The 21625-nt window shown below is 65.6% G+C and carries 25 protein-coding genes; 19 read left to right on the top strand and 6 right to left on the bottom strand.

Annotated features, from left to right (window positions below; translation table 11 throughout):
* Nucleotides 1-57: 57 nt before the first annotated feature.
* The 4 genes from IPM73_14890 to IPM73_14875 all read left to right on the top strand — a co-directional run bounded on the left by IPM73_14890 (nucleotide 58) and on the right by IPM73_14875 (nucleotide 3956).
* Nucleotides 58-1056, top strand: coding sequence for a sulfate ABC transporter substrate-binding protein (locus IPM73_14890; protein ID MBK8919288.1), 999 nt, complete (start codon nucleotides 58-60; stop codon nucleotides 1054-1056).
* A 79-nt stretch (nucleotides 1057-1135) separates the two neighbouring features.
* Entirely contained in the window at nucleotides 1136-2011 is an 876-nt protein-coding gene (gene cysT, locus IPM73_14885) for a sulfate ABC transporter permease subunit CysT (GenBank protein ID MBK8919287.1), read from the top strand.
* Nucleotides 2008-2883: a sulfate ABC transporter permease subunit CysW gene (cysW, locus tag IPM73_14880; protein MBK8919286.1), complete on the top strand. Its 876-nt coding sequence runs from the start codon at nucleotides 2008-2010 to the stop codon at nucleotides 2881-2883. Before cysT ends, cysW begins: the two co-directional genes overlap by 4 nt.
* Complete coding sequence (locus IPM73_14875) at nucleotides 2880-3956, top strand: sulfate ABC transporter ATP-binding protein (protein ID MBK8919285.1); 1077 nt, start codon at nucleotides 2880-2882, stop codon at nucleotides 3954-3956. Before cysW ends, IPM73_14875 begins: the two co-directional genes overlap by 4 nt.
* Here the strand turns inward: IPM73_14875 and ubiB are convergent.
* Nucleotides 3953-5485 carry a ubiquinone biosynthesis regulatory protein kinase UbiB gene (ubiB, locus tag IPM73_14870; protein MBK8919284.1) on the bottom strand — a complete coding sequence of 511 codons (1533 nt, stop codon included), beginning with the start codon at nucleotides 5483-5485 and terminating at the stop codon, nucleotides 3953-3955. The genes IPM73_14875 and ubiB overlap by 4 nt on opposite strands.
* A gap of 101 nt (nucleotides 5486-5586) precedes the next feature.
* On the opposite strand from ubiB, the gene IPM73_14865 reads away from it, so the two are divergent.
* The 11 genes from IPM73_14865 (at nucleotide 5587) to IPM73_14815 (ending at nucleotide 13247) form a co-directional block, all read left to right on the top strand.
* A complete protein-coding gene (locus IPM73_14865; GenBank protein ID MBK8919283.1) occupies nucleotides 5587-7350 on the top strand; it encodes an arginine--tRNA ligase in 1764 nt (587 codons plus the stop codon).
* 62 nt (nucleotides 7351-7412) lie between these two features.
* A complete protein-coding gene (locus IPM73_14860) occupies nucleotides 7413-8036 on the top strand; it encodes an SPOR domain-containing protein (GenBank protein ID MBK8919282.1) in 624 nt (207 codons plus the stop codon).
* A gap of 2 nt (nucleotides 8037-8038) precedes the next feature.
* On the top strand, nucleotides 8039-8668 hold the full coding sequence (locus IPM73_14855) for a thiol:disulfide interchange protein DsbA/DsbL (protein MBK8919281.1): 630 nt from the start codon (nucleotides 8039-8041) through the stop codon (nucleotides 8666-8668).
* Nucleotides 8669-8716: 48 nt separating this feature from the next.
* Entirely contained in the window at nucleotides 8717-9499 is a 783-nt protein-coding gene (locus tag IPM73_14850; GenBank protein MBK8919280.1) for an SDR family oxidoreductase, read from the top strand.
* Nucleotides 9496-9699 (top strand): sulfur carrier protein ThiS, encoded by a 204-nt coding sequence (gene thiS, locus IPM73_14845; protein ID MBK8919279.1) that lies wholly within the window; start codon nucleotides 9496-9498, stop codon nucleotides 9697-9699. Before IPM73_14850 ends, thiS begins: the two co-directional genes overlap by 4 nt.
* 85 nt (nucleotides 9700-9784) lie before the next feature.
* A complete protein-coding gene (locus IPM73_14840) occupies nucleotides 9785-10567 on the top strand; it encodes a thiazole synthase (protein MBK8919278.1) in 783 nt (260 codons plus the stop codon).
* Nucleotides 10564-11316, top strand: coding sequence for a tRNA (guanosine(46)-N7)-methyltransferase TrmB (gene trmB / locus IPM73_14835; protein ID MBK8919277.1), 753 nt, complete (start codon nucleotides 10564-10566; stop codon nucleotides 11314-11316). Before IPM73_14840 ends, trmB begins: the two co-directional genes overlap by 4 nt.
* Nucleotides 11317-11326: 10 nt before the next feature.
* A complete protein-coding gene (locus tag IPM73_14830; protein MBK8919276.1) occupies nucleotides 11327-11602 on the top strand; it encodes a hypothetical protein in 276 nt (91 codons plus the stop codon).
* Nucleotides 11603-11613: 11 nt separating this feature from the next.
* Entirely contained in the window at nucleotides 11614-12519 is a 906-nt protein-coding gene (locus tag IPM73_14825; protein ID MBK8919275.1) for a recombination-associated protein RdgC, read from the top strand.
* A complete protein-coding gene (locus IPM73_14820) occupies nucleotides 12516-12905 on the top strand; it encodes an SEC-C domain-containing protein (GenBank protein MBK8919274.1) in 390 nt (129 codons plus the stop codon). The genes IPM73_14825 and IPM73_14820 overlap by 4 nt, the downstream gene beginning before the upstream one ends.
* Before the next feature lie 150 nt (nucleotides 12906-13055).
* A complete protein-coding gene (locus IPM73_14815; protein MBK8919273.1) occupies nucleotides 13056-13247 on the top strand; it encodes a hypothetical protein in 192 nt (63 codons plus the stop codon).
* 33 nt (nucleotides 13248-13280) lie between these two features.
* On the opposite strand, the gene IPM73_14810 is transcribed toward IPM73_14815, so the two are convergent.
* The 5 genes from IPM73_14810 to IPM73_14790 are packed head-to-tail and all read right to left on the bottom strand — an operon-like array spanning nucleotide 13281 to nucleotide 17671.
* A complete protein-coding gene (locus tag IPM73_14810) occupies nucleotides 13281-14486 on the bottom strand; it encodes an oxygen-independent coproporphyrinogen III oxidase-like protein (protein ID MBK8919272.1) in 1206 nt (401 codons plus the stop codon).
* Nucleotides 14486-15085, bottom strand: coding sequence for an RdgB/HAM1 family non-canonical purine NTP pyrophosphatase (gene rdgB / locus IPM73_14805; GenBank protein ID MBK8919271.1), 600 nt, complete (start codon nucleotides 15083-15085; stop codon nucleotides 14486-14488). Before rdgB ends, IPM73_14810 begins: the two co-directional genes overlap by 1 nt.
* Nucleotides 15082-15798, bottom strand: coding sequence for a ribonuclease PH (gene rph / locus IPM73_14800; protein ID MBK8919270.1), 717 nt, complete (start codon nucleotides 15796-15798; stop codon nucleotides 15082-15084). The genes rdgB and rph overlap by 4 nt, the downstream gene beginning before the upstream one ends.
* An 8-nt stretch (nucleotides 15799-15806) precedes the next feature.
* On the bottom strand, nucleotides 15807-16724 hold the full coding sequence (locus tag IPM73_14795) for a serine/threonine-protein phosphatase (protein MBK8919269.1): 918 nt from the start codon (nucleotides 16722-16724) through the stop codon (nucleotides 15807-15809).
* The gene (locus IPM73_14790) at nucleotides 16721-17671 is read right to left on the bottom strand and encodes a serine/threonine protein kinase (GenBank protein ID MBK8919268.1); all 951 of its coding nucleotides are present in this window, start codon (nucleotides 17669-17671) and stop codon (nucleotides 16721-16723) included. Before IPM73_14790 ends, IPM73_14795 begins: the two co-directional genes overlap by 4 nt.
* Nucleotides 17672-17751: 80 nt before the next feature.
* On the opposite strand from IPM73_14790, the gene IPM73_14785 reads away from it, so the two are divergent.
* Genes IPM73_14785 through IPM73_14770 form a run of 4 tightly spaced genes read left to right on the top strand, consistent with a single transcriptional unit; the run spans nucleotide 17752 to nucleotide 21613 of the window.
* Entirely contained in the window at nucleotides 17752-18618 is an 867-nt protein-coding gene (locus IPM73_14785) for a YicC family protein (GenBank protein MBK8919267.1), read from the top strand.
* A 2-nt stretch (nucleotides 18619-18620) separates the two neighbouring features.
* Nucleotides 18621-19232 (top strand): guanylate kinase, encoded by a 612-nt coding sequence (gene gmk, locus IPM73_14780; protein MBK8919266.1) that lies wholly within the window; start codon nucleotides 18621-18623, stop codon nucleotides 19230-19232.
* 11 nt (nucleotides 19233-19243) lie between these two features.
* Nucleotides 19244-19450: a DNA-directed RNA polymerase subunit omega gene (locus tag IPM73_14775; GenBank protein ID MBK8919265.1), complete on the top strand. Its 207-nt coding sequence runs from the start codon at nucleotides 19244-19246 to the stop codon at nucleotides 19448-19450.
* A gap of 21 nt (nucleotides 19451-19471) precedes the next feature.
* Nucleotides 19472-21613, top strand: coding sequence for a bifunctional (p)ppGpp synthetase/guanosine-3',5'-bis(diphosphate) 3'-pyrophosphohydrolase (locus tag IPM73_14770; protein ID MBK8919264.1), 2142 nt, complete (start codon nucleotides 19472-19474; stop codon nucleotides 21611-21613).
* Nucleotides 21614-21625: the final 12 nt, after the last annotated feature.

Here is a 21625-nt window from a genome sequence, read left to right as displayed (position 1 = left end):
TTGTTGTTATAACAGCATCCGCTAAAGTTTCTGGTCTCTCCTGACCTGAGGCTCGCCATGTCCGCTTTTTCCAAATTGCTCGCTGCCCTGTGCCTGGCTGGCAGCGCCTTCGGCGCCGCAGCCGATACGGTGTTGCTCAACGCCTCCTACGACGTTGCCCGCGACGTGTATAAGGACTACAACCCGCTGTTCCAGAAGCACTGGAAGGCCAAGACCGGCGAGAGCCTGGAACTGAAGCAGTCCCACGGCGGTTCCAGCAAGCAGGTGCGCGCGGTGGCGGATGGCCTGGAGGCCGACGTGGTGACCATGAACCAGGCCAACGACATCGAGTTCCTGGCCGAGAAGGGCCTGGTGGCCAAGGACTGGGCGAAGAAATTCCCCAACAACGCCTCGCCCTATACCTCGGCCATGGTCTTCATCGTGAAGAAGGGCAACCCCAAGGGCTTCAAGGACTGGGGCGACCTGGCGGCGCCCGGTGTGCAGATCATCATCCCCCACCCCAAAAATACGGGGAATGGCCGCAACACCTATCTCTCCGCCTGGGCCTGGGCGTTGAAGCAGCCCGGCAGCAGCGACAAGAGCGCCCAGGAGTTCCTCGGCAATTTGCTCAAGAATGCGCCCCTCTTCGCCGCCGGCGGGCGGGATGCCACCACCACCTTCATGCAACGGGGCATGGGTGACGTGCTCATCACCTTCGAATGCGAAGCGGAACTCATCGCCAAGGAATTCGGCAAGGGCAATTTCGAGGTGGTCTATCCAAGCCTGACCCTGCAGACCGAATTCCCGGTGGCGGTGGTGGAGAAGGTGGTGGACAAGAAGGGCACCCGCAAGCAGGCCGAGGCCTACCTGGAATACCTGTGGTCCAAGGAAGGCCAGGAGAACGCCGCCCAGAACTATCTGCGGCCGCGGGATGCCGAGCTGCTGAAGAAGTACGCCCCCTTCTTTCCGCCGGTGAAGACCTTCACCGTGGATGAAGTCTTCGGCGGTGCCAACAAGGCCTTCGCGGCCCATTTCAAGGACGGCGGCAGTTTCGACCAGATCTACGTCGCCAAGTAAGCCTGCCGCTGGATCGACGGGCCGGGATCACCCCCGGCCCTGTTCCCCCCCCTGCGGCCCATTCAGCCCCACCGCTCCCATGCCTTCTCCTTCCCGCCGCGTCCTGCCCGGCTTCGGCCTCGCTCTGGGCTACACGCTCGTCTACCTTTCGCTGCTGGTCCTGTTGCCCCTGGGCGGCATGGTGCTGAAAGCCTCCCAGCTCGGCTGGGGCCAGATTCTCGACATCGCCCTGGGTGAGCGCTCCCTGGCCGCCTTTCGCGTCACCTTCGTCTCCTCGCTGCTGGCGGCCTCGATCAACGCCTTCTTCGGGCTGATCACGGCCTGGATGCTGGTGCGCTACTCCTTCCCCGGCAAGCGCTTCGTCGATGCCCTCGTCGACCTGCCTTTCGCCCTGCCCACCGCCGTGGCCGGCATCACCCTGGCCACGCTCTACGCCGGCAACGGCTGGCTCGGCAGCCATCTCGAACCCCTGGGCCTCAAGGTGGCCTACACGCCCCTGGGCATCGTCGTGGCACTGACTTTCGTCACGCTGCCCTTCGTCGTGCGTACCCTGCAGCCGGTGATCGAGGATATCGAGACCGAGGTCGAGGAAGCCGCTGCTTCCCTCGGCGCTTCCCGCTGGCAGACCTTTGCCCGCGTCATCTTCCCGGCTATCGGCCCGGCCCTGCTCACCGGCTTCGCCCTGGCCTTCGCCCGGGCCTTGGGGGAATTCGGCTCGGTCATCTTCATCGCCGGCAACCTGCCCCTGGTGTCGGAAATCGTGCCCCTGCTCATCATCTCCAAGCTGGAGCAGTACGACGTGCTGGGCGCCACGGCGCTGGCGGTGATGATGCTGGCCATTTCCTTCGTGCTGCTGCTGACCATCAACCTGCTGCAATGGTGGGCCGCGAATCGATACCGCAACAGCGAGCCCCTGGAAGTGGCCGCCGGCAAGGCGCAAGGGGTGTCGGCATGAGTACCGACAAGCTCACCCGCGCCACCCAGGAACCGGCCTGGGTGCGTGTTGCGCTGCTGACCATCGGCCTCGGCTTCCTGTTTTTCTTCCTCGGCCTGCCGTTGGTGGCGGTCTTCGTCGAGGCCCTGGCCCAGGGCCTGCCCGCCTATCTGGAGGCGCTCAAGGAGCCGGAAACCCGCTCGGCCATCTGGCTCACGGTCGTCATCGCCCTCGCGGTGCTGCCCTTCAACATCCTCTTCGGCGTGGCGGCGGCCTGGGCCATCGCCAAATTCGACTTCAAGGGCAAGAGCCTGCTCATTACCCTGATCGACCTGCCCTTTGCCGTGTCGCCGGTGGTGGCGGGCCTCATCTTCATCCTCATTTTCGGCGCCCAGGGCTGGATGGGCCCCTGGCTGGCCGACCACGACGTGAAGATCATCTTCGCCGTGCCGGGGATGATCATCGCTACCCTGTTCATCACCTTCCCCTTCATCGCCCGGGAACTGATCCCCCTGATGCAGTCCCAGGGCAAGGACGAGGAAGAGGCGGCGGTGTCCCTCGGCGCCTCCGGCTGGCAGATGTTCTGGCGGGTGACCCTGCCCAACATCAAGTGGGGCCTGCTCTACGGCGTGATCCTCTCCAACGCCCGGGCCATGGGGGAATTCGGTGCGGTGAGCGTGGTGTCCGGTCACATCCGCGGCGAGACCAATACGCTGCCCCTGCACGTCGAGATTCTCTACAACGAATACAACGCCATCGGCGCCTTCGCCGCCGCTTCGGTCCTGGCCCTGCTGGCGCTGGTCACCCTGGTGGCCAAGACCGTCGTCGAATGGCGCATGAAGGCCGAGACCGACATGCTGAACGCTGAACTCCCCGGCGAGAAAACCTCATGAGCATCGAAATCCGCAATATCTCCAAGCGCTTCGGCAACTTCGTGGCGCTCGACAACATCAATCTCGACATCCCCACCGGTGAACTGGTCGCCCTGCTCGGCCCCTCCGGCTGCGGCAAGACCACCCTGCTGCGCATCATCGCCGGCATGGAGACCGCCGATCAGGGCGAGATTCTCTTCTCCGGTGCCGAGGCGACCCACCTGCACGCCCGGGAGCGCAACGTCGGTTTCGTCTTCCAGCACTACGCCCTGTTCCGCCACATGACGGTGTTCGAGAACGTGGCCTTCGGCCTGCGGGTCAAGCCGCGCAAGGAGCGTCCGGCCGAGGCGGAGATCAAGCGCCGGGTCATGGAATTGCTCGGCCTCGTCCAGCTCGACTGGCTGGCCGACCGCTACCCGTCGCAGCTTTCCGGCGGCCAACGCCAGCGCATCGCCCTGGCCCGGGCGCTGGCCGTCGAGCCCAAGGTGCTGCTTCTCGACGAGCCCTTCGGCGCCCTGGACACCAAGGTACGCAAGGAATTGCGCCGCTGGCTGCGGCGCCTCCACGACGACATGCACATCTCCTCGGTTTTCGTCACCCACGACCAGGAGGAGGCCCTGGAAGTCGCCGACCGGGTGGTGGTGATGAACCACGGCCGCATCGAGCAGATCGGCTCGCCGGACGAGGTCTATTCGGCGCCGGCGACGCCCTTCGTCTATCAGTTCCTGGGCAACGTCAATGTCTTCCACAGCCGCGTCCAGGGCGGCTTCGCCGCAGTGGAGCGCAACCCCGGCGAGGGCACCACCGCCTTCGTGCGTCCCCACGACATCGACCTTTCGCAGCAGCCCCTGGACAACGCCCTGCCGGCGACGGTTTCCCACGTCCATCCCATCGGGCCGGTGGTGCGTATCGAACTGCTGCACGAGAGCGAAGTGGTGGAAGTGGAGCTCTCCCGGGAGCGCCACGAGGCCCTGAACCTGGAAATCGGCCAGGCCATCTGGTTCCGCCCGCGCCAGGTACGGGTCTTCGACGCCGACGGCCAGGCCCGGGAAGTCGCCGGCCAGACGCCGGCGCGGGAGCCGTTCCTCTTCTAGCCTACGACCCGCGACAGGAGCACCCCCGCCACCACCGCCAGCAGAATGGCGATGATGGTCAGCCAGCGGTTCTGCCGCTGCTGCTCGGCGATGAGCTTTTCCAGTTGTGGTTGCAGGTCGGCCTTGGCCGGCTGGGCCAGGGCCTGGTGCACCAGGCGCGGCAGCTGGGGCAGGGTGCGGGCCAGATAGGGCGCCTCCTGCTTGAAGGTGCGCAACAGCCCGCGCCAGCCCACCTGCTCGCTCATCCAGCGTTCGAGGAAAGGCTTGGCGGTTTTCCACAGATCGAGGTCGGGGTCCAGCTGGCGGCCCAGGCCCTCGATGTTGAGCAGGGTTTTCTGCAGCATCACCAGTTGCGGCTGGATTTCCACGTTGAAGCGGCGCGAGGTCTGGAACAGGCGCAGCAGCACGCGGCCGAAGGAGATTTCCTTGAGGGGCCGGTCGAAGATGGGCTCGCAGACGGCGCGGATGGCGGCCTCGAACTCGTCGACGCGGGTGTCCTTAGGGGCCCAGCCGGATTCGATGTGGGCCTCGGCCACCCGCTTGTAGTCGCGGCGGAAGAAGGCGAGGAAGTTCTGGGCCAGATAGTTCTTGTCGGAGTCGGTGAGGGTGCCGACGATGCCGAAATCCAGGGCGATGTAGCGGCCGTCGGGGGCGACGAAGATGTTGCCGGGGTGCATGTCGGCATGGAAGAAACCGTCGCGGAAGACCTGGGTGAAGAAGATCTCGACGCCGGCGGCGGAGAGCTTTTCCATGTCGATGCCCTGTTCCCGCAGGCGGTCGGTCTGCGAGATGGGCGTGCCGACCATGCGCTCCATGACCATCACCGTGGAGGTGCAGAAATCCCAATGCACCTCGGGCACGATGAGGAGGTTCGAATCGGTGAAATTGCGCCGCAGTTGCGAAGCGTTGGCCGCTTCCCGCATGAGGTCCAGTTCGTCGTGCAGGTATTTGGCGAACTCGGCGACCACTTCCCGGGGTTTCAGGCGCTTGCCGTCGGACCACAGCTTTTCCAGCAGCAGGGCCAGGGTGTCCATGAGGCCCAGGTCGTGCTCGATGACCGAAAGCATGTTGGGGCGCAGGATCTTGACTGCCACCTCGTGGCCGCCATCTTCGGGCTTGAGGCGGGCGAAATGGACCTGGGCGATGGAGGCGGAGGCGGTGGGCGTCGGGTCGAACTCGGCGAAGACCTCGCTGGCGGGCCGGCCGTAGGCCTTTTCGATTTCCTTCAGGGCGAGCTGGGAGTCGAAGGGCGGCACCCGGTCCTGCAGCTTGGCCAGTTCGTCGGCGATGTCCGTCGGCATCAGGTCGCGGCGGGTGGAGAGCACCTGGCCGAACTTGACGAAAATGGGCCCCAGGGACTCCAGGGCCAGACGCAGGCGCACCGCCCGCGGTGCAGTGAGGCGGCGCCAGAATTGCAAGGCGTTGGTGAAGCGGACGAGATAGCCCGTGGGCTCGTGTTCGAGGACCATCTCGTCCAGGCCATAGCGGCTGGCGACGGAGATGATCTTGAGGAGGCGAAAGAGGCGCACGGCGGGCGGGGCGTTGAATCAGGACGCCCGAATGTACACAGAATCGCCGGGGGGGAAAAGCGCATCGTATAATCGCCCCTTTGCTTTTTCGCCAATAATCAATGGCTCAAGACGTCAAGACCCAGCTGACCGAACTGCTCAGGCAGGCCCTGGCCAGCGTGGCACCGGCCGCCGCCGATACCCCCATTCATCTGGAACGCCCCCGGGATCCCTCCCACGGGGATTTCGCCACCAATCTGGCCATGCAGCTGGCCAAGGCCCTCAAGAAGAACCCGCGGGAAATCGCCCAGCAACTGGTGCGCGAATTGCCGCCGACTTCCCTGGTTCAGGCGGCGGAAATCGCCGGTGCCGGCTTCATCAATTTCCGCCTTGCAACCGATGCCAAGACGGCGGCGGTGGAGGCCGTTCTTGCCGCGGGTGCCGCCTACGGCCGTTCGGCCCAAGGGGGCGGGCGCAAGATTCAGGTGGAATTCGTCTCGGCCAACCCCACCGGGCCGCTGCACGTCGGCCACGGCCGCGGCGCCGCCTACGGGGCTTCCCTTTCCGCCCTGCTGGCCTTCGCCGGCTGGGACGTGACCCGCGAGTATTACGTCAATGACGCCGGCCGGCAGATGGACATCCTGGGGCTGTCCACCTGGCTGCGCTACCTCGATCTCCTGGGGGTCGCCGTTCCCTTTCCGCCCAATGCCTACCAGGGCGACTACGTGCGGGACATGGCGCGCCAGATGCAATCGGCCCATGGTACCCAGTTCCTGCGCCCTGGCGAGGCCGTCCTGGCGGGCACTCCCGGGCTGCCCGCCGCCGACCGGGCGGATGACGAGGCCAAACAGCAGCGCGAACTCCATCTCGACGCCCTGATCGCCCGCGCCAAGGAGCTTCTCGGTCCCGACTGGTCCTACGTCCATGGCCACGCGCTTTCTGAACAACTGGCCGACTGCCGCAACGACCTGGAAGAATTCGGCGTCGAGTTCGACGTCTGGTTTTCCGAAAAGGCCCTCTACGACACCGGACTGGTCGCCCGCTGCGTCGATCTGCTGGAAAAGAAGGGGCACCTCTACGAGCAGGACGGCGCCAAGTGGTTCAAGTCCACCGCCTTCGGCGACGAGAAGGACCGCGTCGTGCAGCGCGAGAACGGCCTCTATACCTATTTCGCCTCCGACATCGCCTACCACCTGAACAAGTACGAGCGGGGCTTCGATCAGATCATCAATATCTGGGGCGCCGACCACCACGGCTACATCCCCCGGGTGAAGGGCGCCATCGCCGCCCTGGAACTCGATCCCGCCCGGCTGCACGTGGCCCTGGTCCAGTTTGCCGTGCTTTACCGCAACGGCCAGAAGGCCTCCATGTCCACGCGCTCGGGTGAATTCGTCACCCTGCGCGAGCTGCGCGGCGAAGTGGGCAACGATGCCTGCCGTTTCTTCTACGCCCTGCGCAAATCCGACCAGCATCTGGATTTCGATCTCGATCTCGCCAAGAGCCAGACCAACGAAAACCCGGTCTATTACATCCAGTACGCCCACGCCCGCATCTGTTCCGTCGTCTCCCAGTGGGGGGGCGATCTCGCCGATCTGGGCAGCGCCGACCTGGCACGCCTGGAAAATCCCAGGGAGCTGGCCCTCGCCAACAAGCTGGCTGAGTTTGCCGATATCATCGATGCGGCCGCCAAGGAGCTTGCCCCGCACCAGATTGCCTTCTACCTGAAGGAGCTGGCCGGCGAATTCCACGGCTGGTACAACGCCGAGCGCATGCTGGTGGACGATGCCGCCCTGCGCGATGCCCGGGTGGCCCTGGCCGCCGCCGTGCGTCAGGTGATCCGCAACGGCATGGCGCTGCTGGGCGTCTCCTGCCCCGAATCGATGTAAGGATGGTCCATGAACGTCATTCACCCCAACCCCGCCCGCCGCGTCCGGCCCGGGGCGCCGGCATGAGCCGCGCCGCCAAGCCCCGGCGGACCAAGTCCGTCGCCAGGAAGTCTGGCGGAGGAACCCTGGTCGGCATGTTCATCGGCCTGGTCCTCGGTGTCGGCATCGCCGCCGGGGTGGTCTGGTACCTCAACAAATCGCCCATGCCCTTCCAGAACGCCAAGCCCCAGCCGCCCCGGCCCGAGGCTTCGGTGGGGCCGGACGGCAAGCCGGCCCAGCCCATTGCCCTGCCGGGCAAGCCGGGCGACCCCCCGCCGGAGAAGCGCTTCCAGTTCTACGACATCCTTCCCGGCAAGGCCGAGGCCGTGCCGGACAAGGCCGCCGCCAAACCGCCCGAGGTCAAGAAGGAAGAGCCCAAGGACGCCGCGAAGGATGCCGCCAAGGAGAGCAAGCCTTCCCTCTTCCTCCAGGCCGGTTCCTTCAGTACCGCCCAGGATGCGGACAACCAGAAAGCCAATCTCGCGTTAATGGGCCTTGAGGCGACGGTGCAGCAGGTCATGGTCCAGGACAAGACCTACTTCCGTGTCCGCCTCGGCCCCTTCGCCCGTCCCGAGGACGTGAACAAAATCCGTTCCGACCTTGCCAAGTCGGGCATCGAAGTCTCTCTCGTCAAGAACAAGGAGTGATGATGAACCTGTCCCGCCGCGACGCCGTGCGCGTCATGCTCGGAAGCGCCCTAGCCGCCAGCCTGCCTGCCTTTGCCCAGGGCCAGGGCCGGGAGTACGTCCTGATCGAACCGCCTCAGCCCACCGACAACCCGGGCAAGATCGAGGTCGTCGAGTTCTTCAGCTACGGCTGCCCCCATTGCAGCGACTTCCACCCGCTCCTCAGCGCCTGGATCGCCAAGCAAGCTGCGGATGTGGTGGTGCGCAAGGTTCCCGTCACTTTCGGGCGCGCCGCCTGGAGCAATATCGCCCGCCTTTTCTACGCGCTGGAGACGACCGGCGACCTCGCCCGTCTGGATGCCGACGTGTTCAAGGCCATCCATGCCGAGCGCCAGAACCTCTTCGAGGAGCGCGGTATCAACGAGTGGGTGGCCAAGAAGGGCGTCGATCCCAAGAAATTCGCCGACGCCTTCGCTTCCTTCGGCGTGCAAAGCAAGGTGAAGCGCGGTGACCAGATGGCCCAGGCCTATCGCATTCAGGGCGTTCCGGCCTTGGGCGTGCAGGGGCGCTATCTGGTCGGTGAGCGGCAGCCTGCTGAAAATCTGGCTACCGTCGACCGTCTGATCGCCGAAATCCGCGGCCACAAGAAGTGATCCTGGAATAATCCGGACGCGGCGACGCACCGGCCCTGACCCATCCCGATGAAGCCGGCAGCCGTCTTCCTCACCGGTGCCTCCTCGGGTATCGGCGAGGCCCTGGCCGTGCGCTATGCGGGGCAGGGCGCCCGCCTCGGCCTCACCGGGCGCCGCAGCGAGGTTCTGCAAGCCCTGAACCAGCGCCTCGGCGGCGGCCATGCCTGTTACGCCCTGGACGTCACCGATGCAGCGGCTCTGGCTGCTGCAGCGGAGGACTTCATGGGCCGCCACGGCGTTCCGGACGTCGTTGTCGCCTGCGCCGGCGTGTCGGTGGGCACCCTGACCGAATACGCCGAGGATCTGGCCGTCTTCCGCCGGGTCATGGATACCAATGTGTTCGGCATGGCCGCCACCTTCGCGCCCTTCATCCCCGCCATGAAGGCTGCCGGTGGGCGGCGTCGCCTGGCAGGAATCGCCTCGGTTTCGGGCATCCGCGGGCTGCCGGGGGCGGAAGCCTATTCGGCCTCCAAGGCTGCCGCCATCGCCTACCTGGAAAGCCTGCGCCTGGAAATGCGCCCTTACGGCATCCCGGTGGTGACCATCACCCCGGGCTACATCGCCACCCCGATGACCGCCGTCAATCCCTACTCCATGCCCTTCCTGCTCCCCGCCGACGAGGCCGCCCGCCGCTTCATCCGGGCCATCGACCGGGGCGTCAGCTATACCGTCATCCCCTGGCAGATGGGCCTCGTCGCCAAGGCCCTGCGCCTGATGCCCAACTGGCTCTACGACCGCCTCTTCACCAACGCGCCGAGGAAGCCGCGGGGCCTGATAAAATCCGGCGGATGATCGAACTGACAGTCAATGGCGCGGTGCGCCGGTTTGCCGAGGCCCTGACCGTCGCGGCGCTGGTAGACGCCCTTGGTTTGGCCGGCAAGCGCATCGCCGTCGAGAAAAATGGCGAGATCGTGCCCCGGAGCCAGCATGACACGACCCCGCTCGCCGATGGTGACGCCCTGGAAATCGTCGTCGCCGTCGGCGGTGGATGAATTTTGAATATTCTGTGAAGGGTAAGTGTGGGGAGGCATTCCCCACCCCTTCTCCCTTCCCTCTTTTCCCCTTCTCAGTATCGCCATGGATCAACTCACCATCGCCGGCACCCCCTATGCCTCCCGCCTCCTAGTCGGCACCGGCAAGTACAGGGATTTCGCCGAGACCCGGGCCGCCATCGATGCCTCCGGCGCCGCCATCGTCACCGTCGCCATCCGCCGCACCAACATCGGCCAGGACCCGTCCCAGCCCAATCTGCTGGACGCCCTGCCGCCGTCGCGCTTCACCCTCCTGCCCAACACCGCTGGCTGCTACACCGCCGACGACGCCGTGCGCACCCTGCGCCTGGCCCGGGAACTGCTGGATGGCCACCCCCTGTGCAAACTGGAAGTCCTGGGCGACCCCAAGAGCCTCTTCCCCAACATGCCGGAGACCCTGAAAGCCGCCGCAACCCTGGTCAAGGACGGCTTTCACGTCATGGTCTACTGCTCCGACGACCCCATCCAGGCGAAGATGCTGGAAGAGATCGGCTGCGTGGCGGTGATGCCCCTGGCTTCCCTCATCGGTTCCGGCATGGGCATCCTCAACCCCTGGAACCTGCGCCTCCTCATCGACAACGCCAAGGTGCCCATCATCGTGGACGCCGGCGTCGGCACCGCCTCGGACGCCGCCATCGCCATGGAACTGGGCTGCGACGGGGTGCTCATGAACACCGCCATCGCCCATGCGAAGGATCCGGTGCTCATGGCCAGCGCCATGAAGAAGGGCGTCGAGGCTGGCCGCGAGGCCCTCCTGGCCGGGCGCATGCCGCGCAAGCTTTACTCGGCCGATCCGTCCTCCCCCACCAGCGGGCTCATCGGTTCATGAGTGAAGGCATCTACACCGACGGCCGCGCCGGTGAGGATCACGGCCATATCCGTAGCTTTGTGCGCCGGGCCGGCCGCATGTCGGAGGCCCAGGAACGTTACTACGCGGACATGATGCCCCGGATCGGCATTCCCTATGCTGCCGCCCCCCTCGATCTGACCGCTGTCTTCGGCCGTCAGGCGCCGAAGATTCTCGAAATCGGCTTCGGCATGGGCGAGACCACCGCCAGGATCGCCGCCGCCTGCCCGGACCGGGATTTCCTTGGCGTCGAGGTCCATGTGCCCGGCGTCGGCGCCCTGTGCAAGCTCATCGCCACCCAAGACCTCGGCAACCTGCGCATCTGCCAGCACGACGCCGTCGAGGTCGTCCGCGACATGCTGCCCGAGGGCAGCCTGGACGGCGTCCACGTCTTCTTTCCCGATCCCTGGCACAAGAAGCGCCACAACAAGCGCCGCCTCATCCAGCCGCCCTTCGTCGCGCTGCTGGCCTCGCGTCTCAAGCCCGGCGGCTACTTCCATTGCGCCACGGACTGGGAGGAATACGGCGCCCAGATGCTGGAAGTGCTCTCCGGCGAATCGACCCTGGTCAACAGCGCCGATGGCCCTTCGACTGAGCTCAGGACAGGCCCTTCGACTGAGCTCAGGACAGGTTTCGCGCCGCGCCCCGACTACCGGCCCCTGACCAAGTTCGAGAACCGCGGGTTGCGGCTTGGTCACGGCGTCTGGGACGTGATTTTCAAGAAGCGTTGAGGAGTCTGCCATGATCGTCCTGAATGCCCACCGCACCACCGCCATCGTCATCCGCCACGACGGCGCCAACGTCCGCCTGGTGCCCATGAAGTCCGGCCGCCTGACGGTGACCCGCACCACCCGGGCCAAATTCGACGCCGAGTGGCGGCAATACGACTATCCCCTGGAACAGGCCCTGGCCTCCTTCCTCGACCATGCCCATCAGCAGGGCGCCACGGTCGAAGCCCTCAAGGGCCTGGAAACCCTGGCCCAGCGGGACCGCTGGGTCGTCAACAACCTCTTCTAAGAAACCCGACCATGTGGTTCAAGAACCTGCAGCTCTACCGCCTGCCGGTGCCCTGGGGCATCGAACTGGCCAAACTCGAAGAACAACTCGCCCGCGGGCCCTTCCAGCGCTGTCCCAGCCACGAGGCCATGAGTCGCGGCTGGGTCTCCCCGCGCGGTGACGGCGCCCTCGTCCATGCCCTCGATCGCCAGTGGCTCATCGCCCTGCGCGTCGAGCAGCGTCTGCTGCCCTCCTCGGTCATCAACGACGAGGTCAAGGAACGGGCCGAAGCCATCGAGGCGCAGCAGGGCTACAAACCTGGCCGCAAACAATTGCGGGAGCTGAAGGAGCGCGTCACCGAGGAGCTGATGCCCCGGGCCTTCACCAAGCGCCGCACCACCTTTGTCTGGATCGACCCCCAGGCCGGCTGGTTCTGCGTCGATGCCGGCAGCCCGGCCAAGGCCGAGGAGGTCATCGAGCATCTGCGCTGGTCCCTGGACGAGTTTCCCCTCCAGCTTCTCCACACCCAGCTCTCCCCCACCTCCGCCATGGCCGACTGGCTGGCTGGCGGCGACGCCCCGGCCGGCTTCACCATCGACCGCGACTGCGAGCTGAAGGCCGTGGGCGAGGAAAAGGCCGCCGTGCGCTACGTGCGCCACCCCCTGGAAGGCGAGGACATCAAATCCCATCTGTCCGGCGGCAAGCTGCCCACGCGCCTGGCGCTGACCTGGAACGACCGCGTTTCCTTCGTGCTCACCGAAAAGCTGGAAATCAAGCGCCTCACCTTCCTCGACCTGCTCAGGGAAGAGGCCGAGCAGAGCGTCGAGAACGCCGCCGAGCAGTTCGACGCCGACTTCGCCCTGATGACCGGCGAACTCGCCCGCTTCCTGCCGCAACTGGTCGACGCCCTGGGCGGCGAGGTCAAAGAGGAAAAATGAGCGCCAAGGGCGACCCCTGCCCCTGCGGCAGCGGCCGCCCCTACACCGCCTGCTGCGGCCCCTGCCACGCCGGCACCCCGGCCGCTACGGCCGAGGCCTTGATGCGCGCCCGCTATAGCGCCTACGTGCTGGGGCTTGCCGACTACCTGCTGTCCACCTGGCACCCGGACACCCGGCCGGCCAGCCTCGACCTCGCCGAGGACGGCGCGACCAAATGGCTGGGCCTGGAGGTGCGACGCCACGAGGTGCAGGATGCAGAGCATGCTACCGTCGAATTCGTCGCCCGCTACCGGGTGGCGGGGCGCGGACATCGGCTGCACGAAGTCAGCCGCTTCGCCAAGACCGCCAGCGGCTGGCTTTACATCGATGGCCATCGTGAGGCCTGATGGCGGGCTCGACTCCGCTGGGCATTTACGGCATTCGGCGCACTTCGTAAAATCCCCCTGTTGCTGAAGTTTGCTGCGCTGCGTAGGGTTGCGGGGCGCGCTTGCTTCCGTCTGACCTCGGGCCACCACCGCCATCTTGGAATATCAGCCATGCAGAACTTTGTCGAACGTCGTGCCGGCTCCGACCGCCGCTGCACCAACCTCGGTCCCCCGGCGGGCCTCAATGACCGCCGGATGATCCTGCAGCGGCGCATCCTCAACCTCGGCGGCGCGACGGTGAAGGACTGGATTGCGTCCGGGCGTGGCTTCGCCTGGGGACGAACGCGGCACCGCGGGCAATAGCCCCGGGGAGCGCCCGGAGCGTTTCCCGGGCTCTCAAGCGTCGGGCAGGAATTTTTCCAGCAGAACGTTGAGAAAGCGGCGCCCGCGCGGGGTGGGGGCAATCCGGTCGCCCTCCACAAAAAGCAGGCCCTCGTCGGTCAGGCGGCGAACCTGGGATAGCAGGGGCGCGAAGGGGGTGCCGGTGCGGGCTTCGTACTGGCTCACCGTAAAACCTTGGGCCAGGCGCAGGGCGTTCATCAGGAATTCAATCGGCAACTGGTCCGCGGCAATCACCGTCTCTTCCTGAATGGGCTGCCCTGCCGATATTTTTTCCAGATACGCCTCCGGATGTTTCCAGCGCATCTGTCGCAAGACGCGGTCGTGAAGGGTCAGCTTGGAATGAGCCCCTGCTCCGATCCCGAGGTAGTCGCCAAAATGCCAGTAGTTCAGGTTGTGACGGCAGTGATGGCGAGTTTGCGCAAAGGCTGAGGTTTCATAGTGGTCGTAGCCGGCCGCGGCAAGCCGTGCTTCGATGGCTTCCTGCATGTCCGCGCAGGCATCGCCGTGCGGGAGATCGGCTGGCGGTCGTGCGGCGAAGGCGGTGTTGGGTTCCAGGGTGAGTTGGTAGCAGGACAGGTGGGGTGGCGCAAAACTCAGCGCAGTTTCGAGGTCTTCCAAGGCACCAGGGGGTGATTGTCCTGGCAATCCGTACATCAGGTCGAGATTGAAGGTGTCGAAGTGCCGTGCAGCGGCTTCTACCGCTTGCTTCGCCTCGGCGGCACTGTGAATGCGCCCCAGGGCCTTGAGGCAGGCGTCGTCGAAACTCTGGATGCCCAGGGAAATGCGATTGACCCCTGCGGCGCGGAAACCGGCCAGACGGCCAGCTTCCACGGTGCCGGGGTTGGCCTCCAGGGTAACCTCCACATCCCCTTGCAGCGGGAGGCGCATGCGCAGATCGGCCAGCAGACGATCGAACGTATCCGGGCTCAAGAGACTGGGGGTGCCCCCGCCGAAGAAGATACTGACTACGGGGCGGCCCCAGACCAGGGGCAGGGCGGATTCCAGGTCGGCGACGAGGGCGGCGCGGTAGGCTTCCTCGGGTATGGGCTCCCGGGATTCGTGGGAATTGAAGTCACAGTAGGGGCACTTCCTTACGCACCAGGGGACATGGACGTAGAGGGCCAGGGGCGGGGAAACGCGAAATTCCAGGTTCCCCGTCGCTGCTGGAGCCGCGGCGGTGATGGGGATGACGCGGGACATCAGCGACGGTCGGCGAGGCGTTCGAGCAGGCGGGCCATGGCCCGCGCGCGATGCGAGATGCCATTTTTTTCCTGGGCATCGAGCTCGGCCATGGTCTTGCCCAGCTCGGGCAGCCAGAACAGGGGGTCGTAACCGAAGCCCCCCGTGCCGCGGGGCGCGGCGAGGATGCGCCCCGGGCACTCCCCCTCGGCGATGAGGGGCTGCGGGTCATCCGCGCTCCGGACGAGGACGAGGACACAGGCGAAGTGGGCGCCACGCGCCTGCTCCCCGGGCAAGGCGGCGAGTTCGGCGAGCAGCTTTTCGTTGTTGCGGGCGTCGGATTTGGGCTCGCCCGCGTAGCGTGCGGAAATGACCCCCGGCGCCCCGCCGAGGGCGTCGACGCAGAGTCCGGAATCGTCCGCCAGGGCCGGCAGGCCGGTGGCGAGGGCAGCGTGGCGCGCCTTGGCCAGCGCGTTTTCGACGAAGGTGCCGTGGGGTTCCTCGGCTTCGCTAACCCCCAGTTCATCCTGGGGGGTGACCTCGATGCCCAGGGGGGCAAGAAGCGCCCGCAGTTCTGTGAGCTTCTTGCCGTTGTTGGAGGCGAGGACGAGGTGCTTCATGCGGCCAGGGCGGCTTCCTGGGCGGCGATCAGGCGCCGGATGCCGGCTTCGGCGAGATCGAGGAGTACATTCATCTGGGGGCGGGTGAAGGGTTCGCCTTCGGCGGTGCCCTGTACCTCCACCAGGCCCCCCCGGCCGGTCATGACGACGTTCATGTCGGTATCGCAATCCGAGTCTTCCGGATAGTCGAGGTCGAGGACCGCGGTGCCCGCGTACAGCCCCACCGACACCGCGGCGACATGGTCGCGCAGGGGGCTCGCCGCCAGCTTTCCTGCCTTGACCAGGGCGTCGCAGGCATCGTGCAGGGCCACCCAGGCGCCCGTGATGGCGGCGCAGCGGGTGCCGCCGTCGGCCTGGAGCACGTCGCAGTCCAGGGTGATCTGCCGCTCGCCCAGGGCTTCCAGGTCGATTACCGCCCGCAGGCTGCGGCCGACGAGGCGCTGGATTTCCTGGGTGCGCCCGCTCTGCTTGCCCTTGGCCGCTTCCCGCGGGCTGCGGGTATGGGTCGAGCGGGGCAGCATGCCGTACTCGGCGGTGACCCAGCCCCGGCCCCTGCCGCGCAGGAAAGGGGGCACCGACTCCTCGACGCTGGCGGTACACAAGACCCGGGTGTCGCCCATTTCGATCAGGACGGAGCCCTCGGCATGGCGGGTGAAGCGGCGGGTAATGCGCAAGGGACGCAGTTGGTCCGGCTGACGCTGGCTGGGGCGCATGGGGGCCTCTATTTCTTGGGGGTGTATTTGTCGATGGCCAGGCGGATTTCCTCGATGGCCCTCTCGATCTCGTGCTCGGTGAGGTCGGTCTTGGCGGCGGGGTTGCGTCCGAATTCGTCCAGGCGGGTGGTGACCTCGCCCATGGCCATGGTCTGGGTCGACACGGAACTCGCCGAGGGTTCGACGTAGGTTTCCTCCCAGCGTACGGCCACCAGGGAAAGATTGTCCCCCGTGGGACCGCCCTTGACCTCCGCCTGTCCCATGATCATGGGGGCTGCCTGGAGCAGATTGGCGCCCTTGAGCGTGAGCGCCATGGCTTCCCCGGAGGTGACACCCCACAGGCCGTCGGAGCACAGCAGAACGATGTCGCCGTCCTCCAGGGGGGTCTTGCGGGAAAACTCGATTTCCGGAGTCTGGCCGCCACCGAGACAACTGTAGATCTTGTTGCGCTCCGGATGGACTGCGGCTTGGGCCTCCGAGATGACGCCTTCCTCGATCAGCAGCCGGACGCGGGAATGATCGCGGGTCTGGGCGAAAACCTTGCCCCGGCGCAGGACGAAAAGGCGGGAATCGCCGGCGTGGGCCCAATAAGCCACGCTGTCCTGGATGACGCAGGCGACGCAAGTGGTGCGGGGCGAATCGCTGAGGTGGTGCTTGGCCGAGTAGTCGAGGATGGCGTGGTGGGCGTTGGTCATGGCCTTCTGCAGGAAGCGGAAGGGATCGCCGATGTTGGGATGGGCTTCCTGCTGGAAGCTGTCGGTCATGGTCTGGACCGCGATCTGCGCGGCGATCTCACCGTAGAAGTGCCCCCCCATGCCGTCGGCCACGACCATGAGCAGCGCGTCGCGGGAATAGCAGTAAGCCACGCGATCCTCGTTGTTTGCCCGGCCTCCCTGGCGCGACTCCTGATAAATGGTGAATCTCATCGTTTCGCTGCTCCCTTGATTTTGCCGACGACGCGGTTAAGCCATCCCGGTGCTTTTCTTTCGGTGGGGGGCGTGATCTCCTCAACCAGGGCCTTCTGGAGCGCGAACACGCTCTGCGGGCGGTAGAGGTGATTGAGGTTGAGGCACCAGTCGATGATCTCCAGGAGCCGATCCGAGTACTGCCCGTCCCAGCGCACCATCGCCGGGGTGAGGGAGTCCTTCTTGATGCGGTCGTCCGCTGCCTGGGGCGCGCAGCCGGCCAGGCAGGCGTACATCGAGGCGCCCACGCTGTAGATGTCGCTCCAGGGCCCCAGATCCTTGCGCGAACCGTAATGTTCGGGCGAGGCGAAGCCGGGGGTGTACATGGGCTTCAACATGGGCTGGTCCGAGGCGAGCGTCTGACGCGCCGCGCCGAAATCGATCAGGACCGGCGAATTGTCGGTGCGCATGTAGACGTTGGAGGGCTTCAAGTCCAGGTGCAGCAGCTTGTTGGAATGCACTTCGCGCAGGCCGTTGAGCATGCGGGTGAACAGGCCGCGCATGAAACGCTCCGAAATGTGACCCTGGTGCTTCTGGATGAATTCCTGCAGGGTGCGGCCGTGCTCATATTCCATGACCATGTACACGGTCTCGTTGGCGCGGAAGAAATTCAACACCCGGATCACGTTGGGGTGCGAAAGCCGGGCCAGGGCGCGGCCTTCCTCGAAAAAGCACTTCATGCCGTAGCGGAAGGCTGCCTGATGGTCGGGGGAGATCTGGGGCTTGGTCTCGCCCTCGCCGCGCAGGGCGAGGCTGTTGGGAAGATATTCCTTGATCGCGACCTGGCGCCCCTCGAGATCCTGCGCGAGATAGACGATCGAAAACCCGCCCAGGGAGAGCTGGCGTTCAATGGTGTATTCCTCGAGCTGAAAACCGTTAGGCAGCGCGTGGTTGGCTTGTTGGGCCATCAGAGTCCCGGTTATGATGCACTTTTGCAGCCATTTTCGGGTCTGGGGCCAGACCTGTAAAGCCGAGATTCCCCGATACCATGATCTACAGCATGACCGGCTATGCCGTAAAAACCCGGGACGTCGAGCGGGGAACGCTGCAACTGGAGCTCAAGAGCGTCAATTCCCGCTTTCTCGACCTGCATTTCCGCGTCGCCGAGGAACTTCGTTTTGTCGAAATCCCCTTGCGTGAGCTGTTCGTCAGTCGGCTGGCCCGCGGCAAGCTCGAGTGCCGCCTGGCTTACAACGGCTCCGCCGGTCGCGGCGATCAACTGCTGCTCAAGAGCGACCTGGTGGATACCCTGGCCGACCTGAGCCGCCGGGTGCGTGACCGTCTGCCCGATGCCGCTCCTCTCACGGTCAGCGACGTGTTGCGCTGGCCCTGCATTTTCGGCGACCAGAGCGTCGATTTCGCCGCCATGGCTCCCCAGGTTCTGGAGCTGGCCGAAGCCGTTCTGGCGGAATTCACCGCCACCCGCGGCCGGGAAGGCGCCAAGCTCGCCACCATGATCGCCGAACGAGTCGCCCGCATGCGCGACATCGTCGCCGCCGTCGGCCCCCGCATACCCGAAGCCCAGGCGCTGTTTACCGAAAAACTCAAGCAACGCCTGCACGAGGCCCTGGGCGCTTCGAACGACGACCGGGTGTTGCAGGAAGTCGCCGTCTTCGCCACCCGCATCGACGTGGCCGAGGAACTCTCCCGCCTGATTGCCCACCTGGATGAGGTGGATCGCATCCTCAAGCAGGGCGGTGCCTGCGGCAAGCGTCTCGATTTCCTCATGCAGGAACTCAACCGGGAAGCCAATACCCTGGGATCGAAATCCGCCCTCACCGAGGTTTCCCAGGCTGCCATGGAACTCAAACTGCTCATCGAGCAAATGCGCGAGCAGATCCAGAACCTGGAATGAGCATGGCCGGCAGCCTTTACGTCGTCGCGGCACCGTCCGGGGCGGGAAAGACCACCCTGGTGCGCGGCCTCCTGGAGGCCGATCCGGGCGTGGGCCTCTCCGTTTCCACCACCACCCGGGCGCCCCGTCCCGGCGAGGTCGATGGCCGCGACTACCGCTTCACCGATGTGGACGCCTTCAAGGCCATGGTCGAGCGGGGGGAGTTCCTTGAATGGGCCAAGGTGCACGGCAATTACTACGGCACGTCGAAATCCTGGATCCAGGCGGAGCTTGCCGCGGGTCGGGACGTGCTGCTGGAAATCGATTGGCAGGGGGCGCGCCAGGTGCGCAGCCTCTTCCCGGAAGCGGTGGGGATTTTCATCCTGCCCCCCTCGCTGGAGGAACTGGAGCGCCGCCTGCGCGGGCGGGGGACCGATAGCGACGAGGTCATCGCCCGTCGTCTCGCCGCAGCCCAGGCCGAAATGCGGCATGTGGGTGAGTTCGACTATGCTATCATTAACAAGGAGTTGCAGCGGGCAAGCGAGGAATTGCTTCTTATCGTCCGTGCTTCTCGTCTGCGCTACGCCGTCCAGGGCGAGCGCCACGCCACCCTGATTCAACACTTGCTGCAGTGAGGTTTTCCCCCATGGCCCGCATCACCGTCGACGATTGTCTGAAAAGAATTCCCAACCGCTTCCAGATGACCCTGGCGGCCACCTACCGGGCGCGTCAGCTCGCCAACGGCGCCACGCCGCTGGTCGACCCCGAAAAGGACAAGCCGACGGTCATCGCCCTGCGCGAACTGGCTCTCGGCAAGATTGGCCTGGAAGTCCTCAATCGCGGTCAGGCCTGACGATGCGGGCGGTCGAGAGCGATGGATCCGTCGTCGCCCCCCGCCCTTGAAGACCCGGCTTTCCGGGTCTTCATAGACAGTCTCGATTACCTTCCTCCGGCCGACGTCGAGCGCGTCCGCGCGGCCTACGCCTTTTCGGCCCGCGCCCACGCCAACCAGAAGCGCCTTTCAGGCGAGCCCTACATTACCCATCCCCTCGCCGTTGCGGGGGCGGTGGTCGAATGGCGCATGGATACCGAGGCGATCATGGCAGCCCTGCTGCATGACGTCCTCGAAGATACCGGCGCCACCAAGCGCGAGCTGAGCGAGCGTTTCGGCCGCGAAGTGGCCGAGCTGGTGGACGGCCTCTCCAAGCTGGACAAGATGGAGTTTGCCTCGTACCACGAGGCCCAGGCCGAGAATTTCCGCAAGATGCTGATGGCCATGGCCCGCGATCTGCGGGTGGTGCTCATCAAGCTCGCCGACCGCCAGCACAACCTGGCCACCATGGCGGCGGTACGCCCCGACAAACAGCGCCGCATCGCTGCGGAAACGCTCGAAATCTATGCGCCCATCGCCCTGCGCCTGGGGCTCAACAAGCTGTACCGGGAATTGCAGGACAACTGCTTCCGCCTGCTGCACCCGCACCGGGCCGAAGTGGTGGCCAAGGCCGTGCGGGCGGCCCGGGGCAACCGGAGGGAATTGCTCACCAAGATCACCGAGGGCATCACCGGCAAGTTGAAATCCGCCGGAATCGACGCCGATGTCTTCGGGCGGGAGAAGACGCTCTATTCCATCTATCGCAAGATGAAGGAGAAGCAGCTCTCCTTCTCCCAGGTGCTCGACATCTATGGATTTCGGGTCGTCACCGGAAGCGTGCCGGCCAGTTATCTTGCCCTGGGGGCGCTGCACGCGCTCTACAAGCCCGTGCCGGGCAAGTTCAAGGATTACATCGCCATTCCCAAGGCCAACGGCTACCAGTCCCTGCACACGACGCTCATCGGCCCCTTCGGCACGCCCGTGGAAGTGCAGATTCGTACCGAGGCCATGCACCACGTCGCCCAGGAAGGCATCGCCGCCCACTGGCTGTACAAGGATACCGAGCAGAGCGGCGCCGACCTCCAGATCAAGACCCACAAGTGGCTGCAGTCCCTGCTCGAGATGCAGAGCGGTGATTCGGCGGAGTTCTTCGAAAACGTCAAGATCGATCTCTTCCCCGACGAGGTCTACGTCTTCACGCCCAAGGGCAAGATTCTCGCCCTGCCGCGGGGCGCCACGGTGGTGGATTTTGCCTATGCCGTCCATACCGATGTGGGCAACCACTGCACCGCAGCCCGCGTCAATCACGAACTGGCGCCCCTGCGCACCGAACTCAAGAACGGCGATCTGGTGGAAATCATCACTGCCGCCCACGCCAATCCCAATCCGGCCTGGCTCACCTACATCAAGACTGGCCGCGCCCGCAGCAAGATTCGCCACTTCCTGCGCACCATGCAGAACGAGGAATCGGCCTCCCTGGGCGAGCGCCTTTTGAACCAGGAATTGCTGGCCCTGGGCGTCGCGGCCAGCATGGTTCCCGACGCCGCGTGGGAACAGCTTCTCAAGAACAATGGCAACAAGTCCCGCCAGGACGTCTTCACTGACATCGGCCTGGGCAAACGCCTTCCCTCGGTCGTGGCCCGGCGCCTTCTGGCCCGGGACGACGCTCCGGCGGCGGAGGGGGGCGGCGCCCTCACCATCCGGGGCACCGAGGGCATGGCCATCCAGTTGGCCAAGTGTTGCCAGCCCATTCCCGGCGACCCCATCATCGGCTCGATCCGCAAGGGCCACGGACTGGTCATCCATACCCACGATTGCCCCGCCATCCGGCACTCGCGCAGCAGTGAGCCCCACAAATGGATCGATGTCGAATGGGAGCCGGAAGACGGTGCGCTGTTCGAGGTGCGCATCCGCGTCGACGTCAAGAACACCCGCGGCGTGCTCGCTCAGGTCGCCGCGGCCATCGCCGAAGCGGGATCGAACATCGAGCACGTATCCATGGACGCCAGTCCGGAGCGCCTGTTCACCGACCTGGGATTCACCATCCAGGTCGCCAACCGCGCCCACCTGGCCCAGGTGCTGCGGGGCCTGCGGCACATCCCCGAAGTCAGCCGCATCGCCCGCGACCGGGGAGGACTGGAATGATCCTGCGGAGTG

It is taken from the genome of Betaproteobacteria bacterium (assembly GCA_016720065.1).
GTDB lineage: Bacteria > Pseudomonadota > Gammaproteobacteria > Burkholderiales > Rhodocyclaceae > SSSZ01.
This window is presented reverse-complemented; position numbering and strand designations above follow the sequence as displayed.